This is a genomic window from Rhizobacter sp., assembly GCF_035702065.1.
Taxonomy (GTDB): domain Bacteria; phylum Pseudomonadota; class Gammaproteobacteria; order Burkholderiales; family Burkholderiaceae_C; genus Rhizobacter.
In genome coordinates this window covers 1-15,778 of the sequence record NZ_DASSRA010000230.1, presented here as the reverse complement: position 1 = coordinate 15,778, position 15,778 = coordinate 1, and the positions used below count along the sequence as shown (strand labels likewise).

Annotated in this window: 14 protein-coding genes; 12 read left to right on the top strand and 2 right to left on the bottom strand. The window is 65.8% G+C overall.

Annotated elements, in window-relative coordinates; all coding sequences use genetic code 11:
- The 4 genes from VFL64_RS10730 to VFL64_RS10715 all read left to right on the top strand — a co-directional run.
- Window positions 1-717 (top strand): autoinducer binding domain-containing protein (locus VFL64_RS10730; RefSeq protein WP_489540365.1); only part of this gene is annotated, 717 nt, incomplete at its 5' end.
- 328 nt (window positions 718-1,045) lie between these two features.
- On the top strand, window positions 1,046-2,293 hold the full coding sequence (locus VFL64_RS10725; protein WP_489540364.1) for an HlyD family secretion protein: 1,248 nt from the start codon (window positions 1,046-1,048) through the stop codon (window positions 2,291-2,293).
- A 10-nt stretch (window positions 2,294-2,303) separates the two neighbouring features.
- Window positions 2,304-4,427 carry a peptidase domain-containing ABC transporter gene (locus VFL64_RS10720; protein ID WP_489540363.1) on the top strand — a complete coding sequence of 708 codons (2,124 nt, stop codon included), beginning with the start codon at window positions 2,304-2,306 and terminating at the stop codon, window positions 4,425-4,427.
- Between the two features lie 12 nt (window positions 4,428-4,439).
- On the top strand, window positions 4,440-5,708 hold the full coding sequence (locus tag VFL64_RS10715; protein WP_489540362.1) for an HD-GYP domain-containing protein: 1,269 nt from the start codon (window positions 4,440-4,442) through the stop codon (window positions 5,706-5,708).
- 14 nt (window positions 5,709-5,722) lie between these two features.
- Here VFL64_RS10715 and VFL64_RS10710 read toward each other — a convergent pair whose 3' ends face one another.
- Complete coding sequence (locus VFL64_RS10710; protein ID WP_489540361.1) at window positions 5,723-5,989, bottom strand: YkgJ family cysteine cluster protein; 267 nt, start codon at window positions 5,987-5,989, stop codon at window positions 5,723-5,725.
- Between the two features lie 147 nt (window positions 5,990-6,136).
- Here VFL64_RS10710 and mnmG point away from each other — a divergent pair, with 147 nt between their 5' ends.
- The 5 genes from mnmG to VFL64_RS10685 are packed head-to-tail and all read left to right on the top strand — an operon-like array spanning window position 6,137 to window position 10,974.
- Complete coding sequence (mnmG, locus tag VFL64_RS10705; protein WP_489540360.1) at window positions 6,137-8,101, top strand: tRNA uridine-5-carboxymethylaminomethyl(34) synthesis enzyme MnmG; 1,965 nt, start codon at window positions 6,137-6,139, stop codon at window positions 8,099-8,101.
- Window positions 8,091-8,744 (top strand): 16S rRNA (guanine(527)-N(7))-methyltransferase RsmG, encoded by a 654-nt coding sequence (gene rsmG, locus VFL64_RS10700; protein ID WP_489540359.1) that lies wholly within the window; start codon window positions 8,091-8,093, stop codon window positions 8,742-8,744. Before mnmG ends, rsmG begins: the two co-directional genes overlap by 11 nt.
- A gap of 13 nt (window positions 8,745-8,757) precedes the next feature.
- Window positions 8,758-9,369: a LysE family transporter gene (locus tag VFL64_RS10695; protein ID WP_489540366.1), complete on the top strand. Its 612-nt coding sequence runs from the start codon at window positions 8,758-8,760 to the stop codon at window positions 9,367-9,369.
- A gap of 37 nt (window positions 9,370-9,406) precedes the next feature.
- Window positions 9,407-10,186 carry a ParA family protein gene (locus VFL64_RS10690; RefSeq protein ID WP_489540358.1) on the top strand — a complete coding sequence of 260 codons (780 nt, stop codon included), beginning with the start codon at window positions 9,407-9,409 and terminating at the stop codon, window positions 10,184-10,186.
- Entirely contained in the window at window positions 10,183-10,974 is a 792-nt protein-coding gene (locus VFL64_RS10685) for a GNAT family N-acetyltransferase (RefSeq protein WP_489540357.1), read from the top strand. Before VFL64_RS10690 ends, VFL64_RS10685 begins: the two co-directional genes overlap by 4 nt.
- Window positions 10,975-10,978: 4 nt before the next feature.
- Here VFL64_RS10685 and argC read toward each other — a convergent pair whose 3' ends face one another.
- Window positions 10,979-11,923, bottom strand: a complete 945-nt coding sequence (gene argC, locus VFL64_RS10680; protein ID WP_489540356.1) for an N-acetyl-gamma-glutamyl-phosphate reductase — start codon at window positions 11,921-11,923, stop codon at window positions 10,979-10,981.
- 48 nt (window positions 11,924-11,971) lie between these two features.
- Between argC and VFL64_RS10675 the strand changes: the two genes are divergently transcribed.
- From VFL64_RS10675 to VFL64_RS10665, 3 genes are all read left to right on the top strand, one after another.
- A complete protein-coding gene (locus VFL64_RS10675; protein ID WP_489540355.1) occupies window positions 11,972-12,544 on the top strand; it encodes an RBBP9/YdeN family alpha/beta hydrolase in 573 nt (190 codons plus the stop codon).
- An 18-nt stretch (window positions 12,545-12,562) separates the two neighbouring features.
- Window positions 12,563-13,456, top strand: a complete 894-nt coding sequence (locus VFL64_RS10670; RefSeq protein WP_489540354.1) for a ParB/RepB/Spo0J family partition protein — start codon at window positions 12,563-12,565, stop codon at window positions 13,454-13,456.
- 300 nt (window positions 13,457-13,756) lie between these two features.
- On the top strand, window positions 13,757-15,679 hold the full coding sequence (locus VFL64_RS10665; RefSeq protein WP_489540353.1) for a PrkA family serine protein kinase: 1,923 nt from the start codon (window positions 13,757-13,759) through the stop codon (window positions 15,677-15,679).
- Window positions 15,680-15,778: the final 99 nt, after the last annotated feature.

Genomic DNA, 15,778 nt, shown 5'->3' with positions numbered 1-15,778 from the left:
ATGCTTCAAAGTGGGTATCTGTCGGTGCTCGAAGCGAAAACGCGTGATGAGCTCCAGGCGGAATTGGTGCGCTTCACACAACAGCTGGGATTCCAGACAGTCTCTGCCATGGCCGTGGTCGACCACTTCCTGGGAGAGTCTGAGTTCATCACTATCGACAACACGCCTGCTGGGTATCGAGCCACGTTTCAGGAGCACAACGGGGGTAAGAGAGATCCGGTCATGCAGCATTGCAAGACCAAGAGTGTTCCCATCATCTGGGATCAGTCGACATATGTGAAAGCAGAACGTGGGGAGATGTGGGAGAACCAGGCGCGCTTTGGCTACAGGCACGGTATTTCGTTGGCGTTGCATATGCCTGAGGGTCGACACTTTCTCCTCGGAGTAGATAGAGATCAACCGCTGCCAAAGGATCCCGCTGAAGTGACACGTATGGTTGCCGCGCTGCAACTATTCGCAGTGCATGCACAAGAGGCGTCCATGCGGCTTCTCGTGCCGCTTGCGCAGATGGCTGGCGGCTTACCAGCGCTAACGCCCCGTGAGCTAGAGACGTTGCGGTGGACGATGGAAGGGAAAACTGCTTGGGAGGTTGCGAACGTGCTGGGCATAAGCGAGCGCACGGCGGTGCTGCATGCCAACAACGCGATGCATAAATTGGGGTGTGTTAACAAGCATCAGGCTGTGCTTAAGGCGCTTCGTCTGGGTTTGATTCGCTAGTCATTGGTCGCTGATTTTCGTCAGGCGTTTACCTGTAAGAGCTGACAGTTACGGCGGATCGTGGCCGCTGCTGCAATGGCATCAGTGCACAACTTTTTGTGCTTAGTGCCCGACAGGAGTCGCCATGCAGCCCACCACCAAGCAAACAGTTCCCACTTCATCGGTTCCGCCCGTAGCTCCTCAGCAAGCTTCCTCGAAGCCAACTCCGCTGCCAATTGACCCACGGCTGCTGGGTCAAGTTGGTGGTGGTACCGAGGCTCCTCGCGGAAACTGGTAGTTCTTTGGTGGCAACTCAACTCGGTAGCCTCAGAGCGGGTTAGTGCAGTCCATGCCCTCCCTCTTCCGCCCCGAAGTCATCGAAGGCCGCCGCCAAAGCTGGCTCGGCAGCATTCAGCTGATCCGGCCGCTGTCCTTCACGGTGCTGACGACCTTCGCGCTGACGACCGCCATCGCTGTGGTGTCGTACCTCAGCTACGGCGAATACACGCGCAAAGCGCGGGTGAGTGGCTACTTGGTGCCTGACCGTGGTGTGATCCGTCTCGTGACGCCGCAGCCGGCCACCGTGGTCGAGCGGCCGGTGATGGAAGGCCAGGCCGTGCGGCAGGGCGACGTGCTGTTCGTGCTGTCGCTGGAGCGGGCCACGCTCAGCGGTGACACGCAGGCCGCGGTGCAGCAGAGCCTGACGGCGCGCCAGCGCAGCCTGCAGGCGAGCAGCCAGCAGCAGACCCAGCTGCAGCAAGCCCAATCGGTGGCGTTGCAGCGCCGCATCATCGACATGCGGCGGGAGCTGACGCAGATGGGCGCCGAGGCCGATCTGCAACGCGAACGGCTTGCATTGGCACAACAGGCGCAGACGCGCCTGGAGTCGTTACGCAACGAAAACTTTGTGTCCTCTGCTGCAGTGCAAGCCAAGAGCGAAGAGGTGCTGGCCGTGCGCGCGCAGCTCCAGGGGCTGGAGCGGCAGGCTGCTGCGCAGCAACGCGAGATCAGCAACCTCGAAGCCGAGTTGCGCGAGCTGCCCTTGCGCTCGCAAGCGCAGCTGGGCGAGATCGACCGCGACCTGGCGGTGATCGCGCAGCGCTCGGCCGAGAACGAAGCCGCCACCCGCATTGTGATCCGCGCGCCGCAAGACGGCGTGGTGACGGCTCTGCTGGCCGAGCGTGGTCAGGCGGTGACGCCGGCCACGGCGCTGGCGAGCCTGGTGCCGTCGGACGCGCGCCTGCAGGCGCACCTGTTCGCGCCGTCGAGCGCGGTGGGCTTCGTCGCGTCGAACCAGCAGGTGTTGCTGCGCTACCAGGCGTATCCGTACCAGAAGTTTGGGCACCAGGCGGGGCACGTGGTGCAGGTGTCGCGCACGCCCTTGCAGGCCACCGAGCTGGCCAGCCTGGCCTTGCCCGGTGGCAGCGAGCCGCTGTACCGCATCACCGTGGCGCTCGATCAACAGACCGTCCAGGCCTACGGCCAGGCCCAGACCCTTGCACCCGGCATGCAGCTCGATGCCGACGTGCTGCTCGATCGGCGCCGCCTGATCGAATGGATCTTCGAACCGGTGCTGAGCATCGCCGGCCGGGTATGAGTGCCGCCCCATGTTCGACCGTCTGAACCTTGGGCTGTTCGGGCGCCGCGTCCCGTTGATCCTGCAGACCGAGGCCGCTGAATGCGGCCTCGCGTGTCTTGCCATGGTCGCCTCGCACCACGGCCTGAGCACCGACCTGCCCACCTTGCGCAAGCGCTTCTCGCTCTCGCTCAAGGGCGTGACCATGATCGACCTGGTGCGCATGTCCAGCCAGCTGCAGCTCAATCCGCGGCCTCTGCGCGCGGAGATGGAGCACCTGCCGCAGCTGCAGCTGCCCTGTGTGCTGCATTGGGATCTGAACCACTTCGTGGTGTTGACCGAGCTGAACGGTGACTGGGCCACGATCCACGACCCGGCGCGCGGTGTGCGGCGCCTGCGCCTGTCGGAAGTGGGCAAGTATTTCACCGGCGTGGTGCTGGAGCTGGCGCCTGCAGCAGAGTTCAAGCCGCATGTGGAGAAGCAAGCCGTCAGCGTGCGCCAGCTGCTCGGCCGCGTGGTGGGGCTCAAGCGTTCGCTGTCGCAGATCTTCCTGCTGGCGGTGGCGCTCGAAGCCTTCATGCTGCTGTCGCCCTTCTTCCTGCAGTGGACGGTCGACACCGTGCTGGTGAGCGCCGACCGCGACCTGCTGGTCACGCTGGGTGTGGGCTTCGGCCTGCTGGTGCTGGTGCAGGTGGCGACAGGAGCGATCCGCTCGTGGGCCGTGCTGTACCTGTCGGCCACGCTCAACCTGCAGTGGCTCTCGAACGTGTTCGCGCACCTGATGCGCCTGCCGGTGGCCTGGTTCGAGAAGCGCCACACGGGCGACATCATGTCGCGCTTCGGTGCCATCCAGCAGATCCAGCAGACGCTCACCACCAGCTTCATCGAGGCCGTGCTCGACGGCCTGCTGGTGGCGTTGACCTTCGCGGTGATGTGCTTCTACAGCGTGACGCTCACCGCCATCGCTTTCGGGTGCGTGCTGGTGTACGCGCTGCTGCGCTGGGCCTTCTTCCGGCCGCAGCGCGAGGCGACCGAAGAAGCCATCGTGCACGACGCGAAGCGCTCGACGCACTTCCTCGAGTCGCTGCGTGGCGTGCAGTCGATCAAGCTCTTCAACCGGCAGGAAGACCGCCAGGCGCAGTTCATGAACCGCGTGGTCGACGCGATGAACGCCAACATCGCCACCCGCAAGCTCGACCTGATGTTCGGCGTGCTGCACAAGCTGGTGTTCGGGCTGGAGCGCATTGCGGTGATCTGGGTCGGCGCGCTGCTGGTGATGGACCACCGCTTCTCGGTCGGCATGCTGTTCGCGTTCTTCGCCTACAAGGAGACGTTCGCGCTGCGCGTGAGCGGGCTGATCGACAAGCTGGTCGAGCTGAAGATGCTCAAGCTGCAGGGCGAGCGCCTGGCTGACATCGTGCTCACTGCACCCGAGGCCGAGCCCGACGTGCCGGCGCGCGAGAACGAGCTGCCGGCCAAGCTGGAGCTGCAGGGAGTGAGCTTCCGTTACTCGGACAGCGAGCCCGAGGTGTTGAGCGACGTGAGCCTCGTCATCGAGCCGGGCGAGTCGGTGGCGATTGCCGGGCCCTCGGGTTGCGGCAAGACGACGCTGCTCAAGCTGATGCTGGGCATCCATGCGCCGCAGTCGGGCGAGATCCGTGTCGGCGGCGTGCCGCTGCGCCAGCTCGGCCTGCGCGGCTGGCGCGACATGATCGGCACCGTGATGCAGGACGACCAGCTCTTCGCCGGCTCCATCACCGACAACATCAGTTTCTTCGACTCCCATGCCGACCCGGCGTGGGTGACGCAATGCGCCCAGCTCGCGGCTGTACACGACGAGATCGAGGCCATGCCCATGGGCTACCACACGCTGATCGGCGACATGGGAGCCAGCATCTCAGGCGGGCAGAAGCAGCGCATCCTGCTGGCCCGCGCGCTCTACAAGCGGCCGAAGATCCTCTTCCTCGACGAAGCGACCAGCGCGCTCGACGTGGACCGCGAGCGCCTGGTGAACCAGGCGATTCGCCAGCTCGACCTCACGCGCGTGATCGTGGCGCACCGCCCCGAGACCATGGCTTCGGCCGGGCGCGTGATCGTGCTGAAGGACGGCCATGTGGCTCAGGAGCTCCGCACGGTCACCGGCGCGGGGCGCTAACACCAGGCACCCATGCACCTGTCCCTTTCACCGGGGAGCGAACCCAATCCCCATGCGCTGGCTGCGCTGAGCAAGGCCAGCGAGAGTTTTCACATCGTCGCTTCGCAAGACATCGTCGACTACCGCGGCGTGAAGCTGTGGGCGCGCGACCAGCCCGTGACGGCCGCTCTGCACCAGCGCCTGCTCGATCGGCGCCTGCTGCGGCCGATCGAGGTCTGCCTTCAGGCCGAAGGCGGTGTCACGCCCTTCACGTTGATGCACGACCTGAAGGAGTTCATCGAGTCCGACACCAACCCGTTGGCGCCGGCGCTGCAGCCGTGGGCTTCGGTGCTGCTGGCGCAGCTCAAGCAGATTCCGCTGCACTCGGTGGCGCAGCTGCTGCTGACCACCGCGGCGGCCACGCGGCCGGCAGCCTTGTCGCACGCGGTGGCCGGCATGGCGCTGGCCGGCGCGATGATGGCCAGCCGCGAGGCCAGCCACCACGACGTGCGCCTGGCGATGCTGGGCGGCTTGCTGCACGACATCGGCGAGGTCTACATCAACCCGCTGTACCTCGACTACACGCAGGCGCTCGACCTCATCGGCCACAAGCACCTGGTGGTGCATCCGCGCGTGGGGCAGATGCTCCTGAGCGGGCTCACCGACTACCCCGCTGCGCTGGGCCGGGCGGTGGCCGAACACCACGAGCGGCTCGACCGCTCGGGTTACCCAGCGCGGCTGGGTGGGGATGCGGTGTCGCCCATCGGCCGCGTGCTCGCGGTGGTGGAGGTGACACTGGGCAGTCTGTGCACGCTGCATGCGCCGCTCACGCGCGCGAGCTTTGCGCTGCGCGTGGTGCCGGGCGAGTTCGACCCGGTGTGGGCGGGTTTCGTGTGCGACGCGGCTCACGAGGCGGGAGAGGTTTTCGAAGGCGAATCCTTGCCTGATGCGCCCACGCTCGCGGCGCAACTCGCCGACATCGATCACCACCTGGCCGAGGCTCACCAGCTCGCGGTGGAGTTGAACGAGCAACGTCGCGTGTCCACCATCACCGAGGTGGTGACCGACGCGCTGCACCGGCTCGACCGCCTGCGCGTGGCGTGGAATGCGCTGGGGTTGTGGGGGGTGTCGGCCAACGACGCGGCGCCGTCCGAGCGCCTGGAGCTGGAGCTGGCCGAGAGCGAGCTGCGCCAGCGGCTGCGGGCCTTTCACCGCGAATGCCTGTTGCTGAGCGAGGGGCTGACGGAGGCGGAGAAGTTCCGCTTGTCGCCGCTGTGGCAAGGGCTGCTCGACGGGCCGTGAGCCTGCGGCAGGCGCTAAGGTGCGGTGTCGCGCTCCATGTGGCCCAGCCATCGCATGGCCTGCTCGCGCGTGTCACCGCACATCTCCGGCGCCGGCTGGAGGGAGGAACACACCGCCGGCCGCTCGGGGTGCCCGAAGATCTTGCAGGCGTTGTCGTCGGTGAGTTGGACACAGCGCACGCCCGCCGGCTTGCTGATGCCGTCGATGAGCGGCATGCCGGGGATGGGCGACGAGATGGACGGCGCGATGCAGCAGGCGCCGCAGCCGGGGCGGCAGTTCATGCTGCGGATTATTCGGCAGCTGAACCACGCCCGGCCGCGGGCTTGTGCCCGGCCCCGTGACGCCAAGGGGCCCACAGCCTAAAATTCACGTCTTGCCCGCTCGACACGCATTGCGAGAGCCGCGGCACTCAAGCTCCCGGAGTCCCCATGTTGTACCCCCATGAATTCGACGTCATCGTCGTCGGCGGCGGCCATGCCGGCACAGAAGCCGCGCTCGCCTCGGCGCGCATGGGGGCGAGCACCTTGCTGCTCACGCACAACATCGAGACGCTGGGGCAGATGAGCTGCAACCCGTCGATCGGTGGGATCGGCAAAGGACACCTGGTCAAGGAGATCGACGCCCTGGGTGGCGCCATGGCGGCGGCGACCGACGAAGCTGGCATCCAGTTCCGCATCCTCAACAGCTCCAAGGGGCCGGCGGTGCGCGCCACACGCGCCCAGGCCGATCGCATCCTCTACAAGGCGGCCATCCGTCGGCGGCTGGAGAACCAGCCGAACCTGACGCTCTTCCAGCAGGCGGTCGACGACCTGATGGTCGAAGGCGACCGTGTGGTGGGGGCTGTCACGCAAGTTGGCATTCGCTTTCGTGGCCGGGCCGTGGTGCTGACAGCCGGCACCTTTCTCGACGGCAAGATCCATGTCGGCCTGCAGAACCACGCCGGTGGTCGGGCGGGTGACCCACCGGCGGTGTCTCTGTCGGCGCGCCTCAAGGAACTGAAGCTGCCGCAAGGCCGCCTCAAGACCGGTACGCCGCCGCGGCTCGATGGCCGCAGCATCGACTTCTCGCAGCTCACCGAGCAGCCGGGCGACCTGGATCCGGTGCCGGTGTTCAGCTTCATGGGCCGCGCCAGCCAGCACCCGCAGCAGGTGCCGTGCTGGATCACCCACACCAACGAGCGCACACACGAGATCATCCGCTCCGGCTTCGACCGCAGCCCGATGTTCACCGGCGTGATCGAAGGCGTGGGCCCGCGCTACTGTCCGAGTATCGAAGACAAGATCAACCGCTTCGCCGACAAGGACTCGCACCAGATCTTCCTGGAGCCCGAGGGCCTGACGACGCACGAGTTCTATCCCAACGGCATCAGCACCAGCCTGCCGTTCGACGTGCAACTGGCCGCCGTGCGCTCGATGCGTGGCCTGGAGAACGCGCACATCCTGCGCCCCGGCTACGCCATCGAGTACGACTACTTCGACCCGCGCGGCCTGAAGGCGAGTTTCGAGACCAAGTCGATCCAGGGCCTGTTCTTCGCCGGCCAGATCAACGGCACCACCGGCTACGAAGAGGCCGGCGCCCAGGGCCTGTTCGCCGGCATCAACGCCGCCTTGCAGGTGCAGGGCAGGGCGGCCTGGACGCCGCGCCGCGACCAGGCCTACCTGGGCGTGCTGGTCGACGACCTCATCACCAAGGGCGTGACTGAGCCTTACCGCATGTTCACCAGCCGGGCCGAGTTCCGCCTGCAGCTGCGCGAAGACAACGCCGACCTGCGGCTCACCGAGGTCGGCCGCGAGCTGGGCCTGGTGGACGACGCCCGTTGGGACGCTTTCAACCGCAAGCGCGACGCCATCGCTCGCGAAACCGAACGCCTCAAGTCGACCTGGGTGACACCCATCAACCTGCCGGCCGAGCCGGCCGAGCGTCTGCTGGGCAAGGCCATTGAGCGCGAATACAACCTGGCCGACCTGCTGCGCCGTCCCGGCGTGGGCTTCGATGCGGTGGCAGAGGCCGCTGCGATTGCAAAGCCGGACGCCGATGTTTCACGTGAAACCTTGCGGGCCGAGCTGGGTACCGACCTGGCCGACGCCGTGATCGAGCAGGCCGAGATCAGCATCAAGTACGCCGGCTACATCCACAAGCAGAACGAAGAGGTGGAGCGGGCTCTGCACTTTGAGGGCCTGCGCCTGCCGGCCGAGCTGGACTATTCGCAGGTCACCGCCCTGAGCTTCGAGGCACGCCAGAAGCTGGCGACCCACCGCCCGGAGACCCTGGGCCAGGCCTCCCGCATTTCGGGCATCACGCCGGCGGCGATCTCGCTGCTGCTGATCCACCTGAAGAAGGGTCGCTTCAAGGGTTTCGCGGCCAACGAGCTGCCGGGCCGCGATGCCGCTTGAGCAGCGCGAGTTGCTCGCCTCCGGGGCGCGGGCGCTCGGCATTGACCTGAGCGACACGCAGTGCGACACCTTGCTCGCCTACCAGGCGATGCTGACGAAGTGGAACCAGGTCTACAACCTGACGGCGGTGCGCAAGCCGGCCGAGATGCTGACGCATCACCTGCTCGACAGCTTGTCGGTGCTGCCGCCTCTGCAGCAACACCTGGCCGGCCGCTCCGCTCGCGTGCTCGACGTGGGCAGTGGCGGTGGGCTGCCCGGCGTGATCCTCGCGATCATGTTGCCCGACCTGGATGTGACCTGTGTCGACACCGTTGGCAAGAAAGCCAGCTTCATCCGCCAGGTGGCCGGGGAGTTGAAGCTGCGCAACCTGGGCGCTGCCCACGCCCGGGTGGAAGACCTGCGTCTCAAGCCCTTCGACGTGATCACCTCACGGGCCTTTGCCTCGCTGGCTGACTTCACCCACCTGACCCGGCACCTGCTGGCCGAGAACGGGGTGTGGATGGCGATGAAGGGCAAGAACCCTGCTGACGAGATTGCTGCCTTGCCCGCAGAATGGGATGTGTTTCACGTGGAACAACTGGTGGTGCCCGGCTTGAACGCCGACCGCTGCCTGGTCTGGATCCGACGCGCCCCACCTCAGTGAACCCACCATGACCTTGCTCGGCATCTCCGACTACGGCACCTTTTGCTTCTCGATCCTGGTGTTCCTGGCCTTGCCCGGGCCGGGCACCTTCGCGCTGCTGACCTCCACCGGCAAGGGCGGCTTCAAGGCCGGGGCCGCCGCCACCCTGGGTCTTATCTTGGGCGACCAGGTCCTGCTGTGGTCGGCGGTGGCCGGTGTCGCCGCGCTGCTGGCGGCGCACCCGACGGCCTTCCGGGTCGTGCAGTACGCCGGGGCCGCCTACCTGGCCTGGGTCGGCCTGCGGCTGATCTTCGCGAAGGAGGGCAGTGCCTCGCCCATCCGCATCGAGCCGCGCCACTATCTGCGCCAGGCATTCCTCATCACCTTGCTGAACCCTAAGGCCATCGTGTTCTACATGGCCTTCTTCCCGCTCTTCATCAACCCGGCGACGCACCTGGGCGCGGTGACCTTTGCGGCCATGGCCGCCACCATCGCACTCATCACCGCTGTGTACTGCCTGGCCTTGTGCGCCTTTGCCGGTGCCGTGTCTCAGCAGGTCAAGGCGCACAAGCGCCTGGCCCGCGGGCTGGAGAAGCTGGCCGGGGTGTTCCTGCTCGGCTTCGGCATCCGCCTGGCCAGCAACTGACTGCAGTCTTCCTTCCTCCCCAACCGGACCGCCGCCCATGACACGCATCTTCTGCATTGCCAACCAAAAGGGCGGCGTCGGCAAGACCACCACCACCGTCAACCTGGCCGCCGGCCTGGCGCGCATTGGCCAGCGCGTGCTGGTGGTCGACCTCGATCCGCAGGGCAACGCCACCATGGGCTCGGGCGTCGACAAACGCGCCCTGCAGCTGAGCGTCTACGACGTGCTGCTCGGCTCGGCCAGCGTGGCCGAGGCGCGGGTGCGCAGCGACAAGGTGGGCTATGACGTGCTGGGTGCCAATCGCGAACTGGCGGGTGCCGAGGTCGAGCTGGTGGAGCTGGAGCAGCGCGACAAGCGCCTCAAGCAAGCCCTGGCTTTGGTGACGAGCGACTATGACTTCGTGCTCATCGATTGCCCACCCTCGCTGAGCCTGCTCACGCTCAACGGCCTGTGCAGCGCCCACGGCGTGGTGGTGCCCATGCAGTGCGAGTACTTCGCGCTCGAAGGCCTGTCCGACCTGGTCAACACCATCAAGCAGGTGCATGCCAACCTCAACGCCGACCTGCAGATCATCGGCCTGCTGCGGGTGATGTACGACCCGCGCATCACGCTGCAGCAGCAGGTGAGCGAGCAGCTCAAGGCGCACTTCGGCGACAAGGTGTTCAACACCGTGATCCCGCGCAACGTGCGCCTGGCCGAGGCGCCCAGCTACGGCCTGCCGGGCGTGGTGTTCGACCCGGCCTCCAAGGGTGCGCAATCGTTCATCGAGTTCGCCCAGGAGATGGTGGAACGCATCGGCATGGAGCAGCCGGCGTGACGCTTGCATCGGCGCTCGCCCAGCGCTTCGACAGCCAACTGTTGTCGCGCGTAGAAGACGCCGGGTTGAACGCCAGCGCACCGCCACAGCAGCGCTGGGTCGACGGCTGGCTGGTGCGTTTCTCGGCCGGCAAGGCCAAGCGGGCTCGTTGCGTGAATGCCGTCGCCGAGGGTCGCCTGGCGGTGGCCGAGCGTCTTCGCCTGTGCGAACAGGTCTTTGCCGAGGCGAAGTTGCCGATGGTGGTGCGCATCACGCCTTTCACCCGGCCCGCAGGGTTGGACGCCACCTTGGCCGGCCTGGGCCTGCACCGCATCGACGACACGCGGGTAATGGTGCTCGACCGGCTGGCCGATCTGGCACCGGCCCAGCTGTTGGCCGGTTGGTCGCTGCACGGTGTGGGGCTGGAAACCTTCGCCCAGCGCGTGGGCGGCTTGCGCGGCTCACCGATCGCTCAGCGACAGGCGCATGCCGAGCGTCTGCTGCACGCACCGGTGCCGTTCACCGCCTTCGAGCTGCGCGCCCAGGGCGAGGTGCTGGCCTGCGGGCAGTACGCAATCGAAGCAGATCTGGTCGGCCTCTACGACGTGTTCACTTCAGCAACCGCGCGGGGCAGGGGCTGTGCGCGCCAGCTGTGCCACCAGATGCTGCTCCATGCGCGTGAACGTGGTGCGCGCCATGCCTACCTGCAGGTCGATGCCGACAACCTGCCGGCGCGGGCCGTGTACCACCGGCTGGGTTTTGCCGATGGCTATGCCTACCACTACCGCACGTCGGCGGCCGAGGTCTGAAGACTCAGACCAAGCCCAGCGATTCGTCCACGCCCAGGTGCACGTTCATCGATTGCACCGCCGCGCCGCTGGCACCCTTGCCCAGGTTGTCGAGACGGGCCATCACGATGGCCTGCGTCTCGTTGGCAAATACGAAGACGTCGACGCGGTTGGTGTCGTTGCAGGCCTGCACATCGAAGAAGCCGTGCTCGATCGTCGCCGCATCGCGCAGCGGCATCACGCGGATGAAGCGCTCGCCGGCATAGCGCTCGGCCAGGGCCAGGCGCAGCTTCTCGGCCGTCGTGCCCGCCTTCAGCTGCGACAAATGCAAGGGCACACTCACGGCCAAACCCTTGAGAAACTTGCCAACAATGGGCATGAAGATGGGCTTGGTCTGCAGGCCGGTATGGGCCGCCATCTCGGGCACGTGCTTGTGCGCCAGCGTGAGGCCGTAGGGGCGCGGGGCGTCGAGCAGCGGGTCGCCGCCGGCTTCGTACTGCTCGATCATCTTCTTGCCGCCGCCGGAGTAGCCGGTGATGGAGGTGGCGCTGATCGGCAGGGTGACGGGCACCAGGCCGGCGTCGACCAGCGGGCGCATCGCGATGATGAAGGCGCTGGAATGGCAGCCGGGGTTGGAGATGCGCTTGCTGGCGCGCAGCTTGGCGCGTTGGTCGGGAGCCAGCTCGGGCAGGCCGAAGGCCCAGTCGGGCGAGGTGCGGTGCGCCGTGCTGGCATCGATGATGCAAGTGTTGGGGTTGTTGACCAATGCGGCCGCTTCCTTGGCGGCGGCATCGGGCAGGCACAGGAAAGCCACGTCGGCGGCGTTCAGCAGGCGGGCGCGCTCATCGGCGTCCTTGCGGCGTTCGGGGGCGATGCGCAGCACCTCGATGTCGCTGCGGCCAGCGAGATACTCGTTGATGCGCAGCCCGGTGGTGCCTTCCTGGCCGTCCACGAACACCCGGTATGTCATTGCCTTCACCTTCAGAATCGAAACGAACCCCGAGGATAAAACAGACCCATGACGAATACCGCGGTTTCCCCTGAGTCCCGCGTACGGGTGCTGCTTCTGCCCGGATGGCTCGACTCCGATGCGGCCCACTGGCAAACACGCTGGGAGCAGCAGCATGGCGACCGGCGCGTGGAACAGGACGACTGGCAATGGCCCAAGCGGGGTGACTGGATGGCGCGGCTCGAAGAGGTGCTGTTGCAAAGCGAGTTGCCGGCGGTGCTGGTGGCACACAGCCTGGGGTGCCACCTGGTCGCGGCCTGGGCGGCCCACTCGCGCAACACGCAGCGCGTGAAGGCGGCCTTGCTCGTCGCCTTGCCCGACATCGAACGCGCCGACATGCCGCCGCAGCTCACGCCCTGGCGGCCCATCGTGCGCCAGCGCCTGCCCTTCGCCAGCATGGCGGTGGTGAGCAGCGACGACCCCTACTGCGCCTCCGAGCGCGCTGCGCAGATGGCGGCCGACTGGGGCAGCGAGCTGATGTCGGTGGGTGCGCGCGGCCACATCAACGGCGAATCGGGTCTCGGCGACTGGCCGCAGGGCCGTGCCATGTTGCACGCCCTGATCGGGGCCGCCGCGGCCTGATCGGCCAGAATCGCGCCCATGGTCACCAAGAAACCCAAAGGCCTCGGCCTGGGCCTCGAAGCGCTGCTCGGCCCCAAAGTCAGCGACACCCCCACGCCCGCCAACGACGGCACGCCGCGCACGCTGAAGCTCGCGCAGCTGCAGCCCGGCAAGTACCAGCCGCGCACGCGCATGGACGAAGGCTCGCTTTACGAGTTGGCCGAAAGCATCAAGGCGCAGGGCATCATGCAGCCCATCCTGGTCCGCCCGGTGGGGCCGAACCGCTTCGAGATCATCGCGGGCGAGCGCCGCACCCGCGCGGCCAAACTGGCCGGCCTGGATGACGTGCCGGTGCTCGTGCGCGACGTGCCCGATGAGTCCGCTGCGGCGATGGCGCTCATCGAGAACATCCAGCGCGAAGACCTCAACCCTCTCGAAGAAGCGCAAGGCATCGCGCGCCTCGTCAACGAGTTCCACCTCACGCACGAGCAGGCCGCACAAGCCGTGGGCCGCTCGCGCAGTGCAGCAAGCAATCTTCTGCGCTTGTTGAACCTGGCCGAGCCGGTGCAACAGATGCTGATGGCCGGCGACATCGACATGGGCCACGCGCGCGCTCTGCTGCCGCTCGAGGGCGCGCAGCAATTGCTGACCGCCGCCGAAATCGTCGGCAAGAAACTCAGCGTGCGCGAAGCCGAGAAACTCGTGGCCAAGACCATGACCTCGCGTCAAAAGCCCCTGCTGCGCGTCGCGAAAGAGAAATCACGCGATATTGCACGCATCGAAGAAGAACTCTCCGATGCCTTGACCGCGCAGGTCGAGATCCGTGTGAAGAAGCGAACCAAGCGCGGCGAACAAGGCGAGGTGGCGATCCAGTTCGGCTCGTTGGACGAACTCAACGGCCTGCTCGAAAGACTTGGCTTGTCCAACGCATAGGCGTATCTTGGTGGCGTGAGGTTGACAGAACATCTCCCGAGGAACTTTGAGAAGAGTCTGTGGCTCACTGACTGTGTGCGCCGGCGCTTCACGGCACAGTCCTTGCAAAGCTCGAACTGCGGTGATATTTGGCTTCTTCTCAAGACATGATTGCTCTCACAATGACTCAAGCTTGATCACAAGCGGCTGACTACCCAAGGAAAGCTCTGATGGAGCCTGAAGCGGGCTTCATCAGAACTTCCCCAGATGGTGCCGGGGTGTGGCCTCCGGCGTCGTCTTCCTGAGATCTAGGAGGTCAGCATGGACGTGATCAGCCATTTCGCCGCTCGATTCGAGCGCACGCGTGAAGAGGAACTCTCACTCGAAGAGTACCTGGCCGAGTGCAAGCGCAACCCGATTGCGTACGCCACCGCCGCCGAGCGCATGCTCAAGGCCATCGGTGAGCCGCAGAGCATCGACACGCGCAACGACCAACGCCTGTCGCGCCTGTTCGCGAACAAGGTCATCAAGATCTACCCCGCCTTCGCCGAGTTCTACGGCATGGAAGACGCCATCGAGCAGGTGGTGTCGTATTTCCGGCATGCCGCGCAGGGGCTGGAAGAAAAGAAGCAGATCCTCTATCTGCTGGGCCCGGTGGGCGGCGGCAAGTCCTCGATCGCCGAGCGGCTCAAGTCGCTGATGCAGGAGGTGCCCTTCTACGCCATCAAGGGCTCGCCGGTGAACGAGTCGCCGCTCGGCCTGTTCGACATCAACGAAGACGGGCCGATCCTCGAAAAGGAATACGGCATTCCGCGTCGCTACCTGAACCGCATCCTGTCACCCTGGGCCGTGAAACGTCTCGACGAGTTCGGCGGTGACATCCGCAAGTTCAAGGTGGTGAAGCGCTTCCCGTCGGTGCTCAAGCAGGTCGGCATCGCCAAGACCGAGCCGGGCGACGAGAACAACCAGGACATCTCGTCCCTCGTCGGCAAGGTCGACATCCGCAAGCTCGAAACCTATGCGCAGGACGACCCCGATGCCTACAGCTACTCGGGTGGCCTGTGCCTGGCCAACCAGGGCCTGCTGGAGTTCGTCGAGATGTTCAAGGCGCCGATCAAGGTGCTGCACCCCTTGCTGACGGCCACGCAGGAAGGCAACTACAAGGGCACCGAAGGCTTCGGTGCCATCCCGTTCGACGGCGTGGTGCTCGCGCACAGCAACGAGAGCGAGTGGAAGACCTTCCGCAACAACAAGAACAACGAGGCCTTCCTCGACCGCATCTACATCGTGAAGGTGCCCTACTGCCTGCGCGTGAGCGAAGAGGTCAAGATCTACGAGAAGCTGCTGCGCGGCTCCTCTCTTTCGCAGGCCACCTGCGCGCCGGGCACGCTCAAGATGATGAGCCAGTTCGCGGTGCTCACGCGCCTGAAGGAGCCGGAGAACTCGTCGCTGTACTCCAAGATGCTGGTGTACGACGGCGAGAACCTGAAGGACACCGACCCGCGCGCCAAGAGCTTCCAGGAGTACCGCGACTATGCGGGTGTCGACGAAGGCATGAGCGGCATCTCCACGCGCTTCGCCTTCAAGATCATCAGCAAGGTCTTCAACTTCGACAGCACCGAGGTCGCCGCCAACCCGGTGCACCTGATGTACGTGCTCGAGCAGCAGATCGAGCGCGAGCAGTTCCCGGCCGAGACGGAGCAGAAGTACCTCGCGTTCATCAAGGAGCACCTGGCCGTCAAGTACGCCGAGTTCATCGGCAAGGAGATCCAGACGGCGTACCTGGAGAGCTACAGCGAGTACGGCCAGAACATCTTCGACCGCTACGTCACCTATGCCGACTACTGGATCCAGGACCACGAGTACCGCGACACCGACACCGGCGAGGTGTTCGACCGCGCCTCGCTGAACGCGGAGCTCGAGAAGATCGAGAAGCCGGCGGGCATCAGCAACCCGAAGGACTTCCGCAACGAGATCGTCAACTTCGTGCTGCGGGCGCGCGCCAACAACGCGGGCAACAACCCGGCCTGGACGAGCTACGAGAAGCTGCGCACGGTGATCGAGAAGAAGATGTTCTCCAACACCGAGGAGCTGCTGCCGGTCATCAGCTTCAACGCCAAGGCGAGTGCCGACGAGGCGAAGAAGCACGAGGACTTCGTCACCCGCATGGTGGCCAAGGGCTACACGCCCAAGCAGGTGCGTCTGCTGTGCGAGTGGTACCTGCGCGTGAGAAAGAGTTCCTGATCGAGAACCGTGAGCAGTTTGGGAAAGGCCGGCATGCTTCAGCAGATCATTGATCGGCGGTTGGCAGGGAAGAACAAGTCCATCGGCAACCGCGAGCGC